This is a genomic window from Bradyrhizobium campsiandrae (assembly GCF_014529705.1).
GTDB lineage: Bacteria > Pseudomonadota > Alphaproteobacteria > Rhizobiales > Xanthobacteraceae > Bradyrhizobium > Bradyrhizobium campsiandrae.
Genome location: NZ_JAANIH010000133.1, coordinates 1 through 4591 on the forward strand (window position 1 = coordinate 1; position 4591 = coordinate 4591).

The following is a 4591-nucleotide window of genomic DNA, read 5'->3' on the forward strand; positions in this document are numbered from 1 at the left end:
AAGCGCTTGGCCCCTGTGCCGAGTCCTGCTGCGCTGGTTGCCCGCACGGCCACACAGTGGCTGCGAACGACGAGATCGCCGAACCCGCGCAGTTTGCCCTCGCGGCCTGCTGAGAACTTCCGCAATCTCCGCCCCCGCCGCTGTCGCCCGTGGAGCAGCTACTGCCCTCATTCGAACTGCCGGAGCTGTCGGTCGAGAGCCAGCTTCCGAACGAAAACCCGTCATTCGCCGTATCCGAATAGCTGTCGCTTCCGCCGCCATCGCCGCCTGCTCGAGCGCGCGGGCGGTGCGAGCGGGTCTGAAAATGGGTCATCAGGGCATAGCCGACCACGCCGGCGGCCCCGAGGGCGATCAGCGCATTGGTCAGGACGCTCATCCTCGTCTCCCGGGCGGAAAAGCCGCCATTTCTACCATTTGGTCGCACCCCGCCGATCCGCCGTTCATTGATCATTCAAACGAAATATGGAACCTTGGACCCTTGAGTTCCGCGTCGCTGTGAAAGGGTCCAGCCCATGAAGAAGTCGCTTATGGCAATCGCCGCCGCCACCACCGTGGTGCTGACCGCGGGAACGCCGGCCCATGCACAGCGCGGCGTCGCTGCCGGCGTCGCCGCCGGGATCATCGGTGGCGCCATCGTCGGCGGCGCACTGGCGTCTCCGTATTATTACGGACCCGGCCCGGGTTACGCCTATGGCCCGGGCTATGGGCCCGGCTACTATCCGCCGCGCTATTACGCGCCGGGTCCCGGCTACGTCGCCGACGACTATTATGGCGATGGCTGCGTCTGGCAGAGGCAGCGTTTCTGGGACGGCTACGCCTGGCGCGTCCGTCGCGTCCGAGTTTGTGGCTGAGGCGCATTAAACCGGCTCGCTCTAACCGATTCAGTTGGGCCGGTTCACTACGGATGCGTCGTTCATCTTCGGGCCTGAAAAAGACCGCTTTTTCTCGTCACAGCTCCGTGCGCGTTTACGGTGGATTGACCATTTGCGCGCTTCCTAGCTGCAAGGCCAATTCCATCAGAGTCTGCGTCAACCTTTGAACCCCGGACGCTCCTAACAAGGGACGTCCTTCTCCCAGGAGAGCCAAAAGCATGAAGAAGACTATTGTTGCCGCCCTTACGGTTGCGACGATCGCCGGTTCGCTGGTGACCGCCACGCCGTCCGCCCAGGCCCATGACGGCGTCGGCGTCGGCATCGCTGCCGGCCTGCTCGGCGGCGCCATCATCGGCGGCGCCATCGCGTCGAGCCGTCCCGCCTACGGTGGTCCGGTTTACGTCGCCGAGCCGGGCCCGCCCCCGCCGCCCTGCTACTGGCAGCGTCAGCGCTATTGGGACGGCTACGGCTGGGTCATTCGCCCGGTTCGCGTCTGCTACTGATCCGATCGCACGGCGCCGATAGCGCCGCGATCTGAGCCCGGCCGAGACCATCGGCCGGGCTTTTTTTTATGACGACGCCTCTAGCGCGCCGCCTGGATCGAGCGCAGCACCTCTTCACTCGGCCAGCAATCGACCTTGAGTCCTGCGGACTTCTGATAGGTGCCGAGCGCAGCACGCGTCTGCATACCGGCCTTGCCGTCGATCTTGTCCTTGTACAATCCAACGCGCGTCAGCCCGCGCTGCATCGCCTCGACGTCCTTGGTACGCAGCTGCTTCGATGCCGACCATGGCGTTGCAAACGGCAGCGGACTCGTCATGCGGTCGCTGAGATGACCGACGAACAGCACGTAGAGATCAGAAAAATTGTATTCCTTGATGACGAAGTAATTCTTCGTCGTCAGGAACGCCGGACCATAGATGCCCTCCGGCTGCAGCAGCGAGGCCGGCTGGGCCTGCTCTGCGGCGCTCAGCTTCTGCCCGCGCACCGGCACGAAGCCCTCACGCAACCACTGGCCGATCGGCTTGGTCACTTCAGGCACGCCCACCGTGCAATCGACTTTCGCCGGCGCCTGCACCTCATAGGCCCAGCGCACGCCGCTCTGCCAGCCCTTGTTGACGAGCTGCTGCGCAGCCGAGGCCAACGCATCCGGAACCGAGTGCCAGATGTCGATGCGGCCATCGCCGTCGAAATCGACGCCGTGCTTGTAATATTCGGACGGCAGGAACTGCGTCAGCCCCGTGGCGCCGGCCCAGGACGAGGTCATGTCCTTGCGCGTCACCACACCCTCGCCGAGGATCTTCAGCGCAAGGATGAACTCGTTGCGATAGGTGTCCCTGCGCCGGCCGACATAGGCCTGCGTCGCCAACACGCGGACGAGATCGTAGGGCAGCTTATAGCGGCCGTAATCGGTCTCGCGTCCCCAGATCGCGAGCATGACGGTCGCAGGCACGCCGGAGCTCTTCTCGATCTTCGTCAGCGCGGCATTGTACTTCTGCAGCAGCCGCTGTCCTTCGCCCGCGAGACTCGCGATCGAGGACTCCCTGACATAGTCCGCCGGCACCTGCACGAATTCGGCCTGCGACGGCGCGCCGGTCGCTGGCCGTCCCGGCAGGATCAGATCAGGCAGCTTGTAATCAGGCTCGAGTCCACGCGTCTCCCGATCAAACGTCGCGCGCGAAACGCCTGACGCTTGCGCTTCCGGCCAGAGCGAGGCGATGAACTGGGTGAAGGCAGCGTCGGCAGCATGGGCGGGATTGTTCAAGACCGAGAACAAAGAGCAGACGGCAAGCACGCTGCAGAAGATCGGAAGCAATGCCGTCTTTCGACGTGCGGCCGGATAAAAAGGCCGAAAGGTTACGCCCTTTGACATTGTCAGGAAGCGCTCCCACTATTTAGAATTGGGCTTTTAGCAAGAAGCACAAATGATCTCATGAAGCTCATCCGATTTAGGTTGACCAACTATCGCTCCTTTTCCAAAGAGCAAAGCATAGACATCGCAAACACCAACGTCTTGATCGGGCCGAACAATGTAGGCAAATCGAACTTTCTTAGAGCTATTGAACTGTTCTTCTCGAGCATCCACCGAGATCAAGATTACCCTGCCTACGACTACAATCGAGATTTTCCGCGCGGACTGCTGCCCGGCGGGCGGACTAGCCTCACTGCGGTCTTCCAACTCGATGATAGCAGTGAACAAGATCAGCAACTTGCCGAGAGATACGACTTTCTGCGACGGCGCATGAAGCAACCATACGCAAAGCGGCATGAAATACCTATCAACCTTCAGTTTTCTCAGAGAGGAGTCGCTACCTATTCACTCTTTCCAGGAGTTAGCGTTCCTACAGAACTAAAAATATCCGATGATTTTCAGGTCTGGCACCGAGAATTCATCGAGCAAATATTGAATACCTTTTACGTGGTCTACATACCTGCCGAGAAAGAACTCAAAAAGATATTCGATCGCATCGTCGTTGAGGTGGTCAAACAAGAGATTGCGGAGCAGCTCGAGGATATTCTAGATGCAATCCGGCATCAGGCAGATCTCGTCTCTCATGAGATAAACAATACACTTTCCGCGATCGGCATGCCAACTATCAACATTTTCTTCGAGCCTGCGAAGACCTTCGAAGAGCTCGTTAGCGGCTTCCACATGACCGTAATGGATCGCAGCGAGGGCACCCTTTTTGAGAAGAGTATGGGGATGCAGTGGCTGATTTTAGCGACTTGCATCTCATGGGTATCGTTAAGCTTACGCAGACGCTCTGGCCTTCGGTGTCTTTGGCTCGTCGAGGAGCCGGAATCCTATCTCCACCCAGAACTCTTCCCAAAACAGAGGAATGTATTTGAGAAGATTGGAGAGAACGCTGACGTTCTCTACACGACTCACTCGTTGGGTTTCGTTGCATCTGATATTTCGCGAGTTCACGGAGTCTTCTTCGACCAATCCAACTCTGTAATTGAGCATTTCAGCTCTCACGAACAGGCAATTCGAAGGATAAAGAAGGGACTCGGTACTCGCTTCTCCGACTACTTTCATCTGCGCGAAAACGTAATCGCCGTAGAGGGAAAATCAGACATCGAATACCTGCAATGGTTTTTGAAACAGGCAGATACAAAGCTAGAGCATTCGCCCCAACTAAGGTGGCCGACCCTATTTGGATCTGATTTTGTCGAATTCGGAGGAGTCGTCGGCCTATCCGGGTTCGTGCGCGCCAACTATCAGTTTATTCGAGAGGAAATCGCATTTGTTCCAATGCTTGATGGCGACGACGCCGGTAAACGCGCCGCTAAAGATTTGGGCGCGTACTTTAACGGCGGAAAGGAAATATCATTCAACGCGAATGTCGACTACATCCTCCTGCCTAACGGGCTCTCAATCGAAGGCCTCTTTCCCAATTCGTATCTCTTAGATTTCGTTCAGCAGTTCCCCAGCTGGTTTAGGAATCCCATTGTAGATACCGAACAGCGCGTAGTCAGCTTTTCGCTTCAAGACGACAAAAAATCCAATTTCGCAAAAACCGCTATGTTTCGAGCGGAAAAGGATACCTTTGCAAGCTGGTCCGCACGCTGGCTAAACGTCTGCGACGCCCTAAATGTTTAGTCCCGGCATTTGCTGGAGCGGATTGAGGGTGAATCGTTCTGGCTCTTTTGTCCAGGCCCTGCAGATGAATTCGTAGGGTGTGAGGCCTTTGAGGGTCTTGAGTCGCTTGGCGAAG

The 4591-nt window shown here is 57.9% G+C and carries 4 protein-coding genes and 2 pseudogenes; 4 read left to right on the forward strand and 2 right to left on the reverse strand.

Going from position 1 to position 4591, the window contains the following annotated elements:
- From G8O24_RS45465 to G8O24_RS42140, 3 genes and pseudogenes are all read left to right on the forward strand, one after another.
- A pseudogene (locus G8O24_RS45465) lies at positions 1–113 on the forward strand (bacterioferritin); the annotation flags it as partial.
- Positions 114–512: 399 nt separating this feature from the next.
- A complete protein-coding gene (locus tag G8O24_RS42135) occupies positions 513–851 on the forward strand; it encodes a hypothetical protein (protein WP_188108358.1) in 339 nt (112 codons plus the stop codon).
- A gap of 239 nt (positions 852–1090) precedes the next feature.
- Positions 1091–1375: a hypothetical protein gene (locus tag G8O24_RS42140; RefSeq protein WP_188108359.1), complete on the forward strand. Its 285-nt coding sequence runs from the start codon at positions 1091–1093 to the stop codon at positions 1373–1375.
- Positions 1376–1455: 80 nt separating this feature from the next.
- Here the strand turns inward: G8O24_RS42140 and G8O24_RS42145 are convergent, their stop codons facing one another.
- Positions 1456–2679 carry a lytic murein transglycosylase gene (locus tag G8O24_RS42145; RefSeq protein WP_188108361.1) on the reverse strand — a complete coding sequence of 408 codons (1224 nt, stop codon included), beginning with the start codon at positions 2677–2679 and terminating at the stop codon, positions 1456–1458.
- A 126-nt stretch (positions 2680–2805) separates the two neighbouring features.
- Here G8O24_RS42145 and G8O24_RS42150 point away from each other — a divergent pair, with 126 nt between their 5' ends.
- Positions 2806–4476, forward strand: coding sequence for an ATP-dependent nuclease (locus G8O24_RS42150; RefSeq protein ID WP_283815660.1), 1671 nt, complete (start codon positions 2806–2808; stop codon positions 4474–4476).
- Here the strand turns inward: G8O24_RS42150 and G8O24_RS42155 are convergent.
- Positions 4465–4591 (reverse strand): annotated as a pseudogene (locus G8O24_RS42155) (IS481 family transposase); the annotation flags it as partial. The gene G8O24_RS42150 and the pseudogene G8O24_RS42155 sit on opposite strands and share 12 nt — an antisense overlap.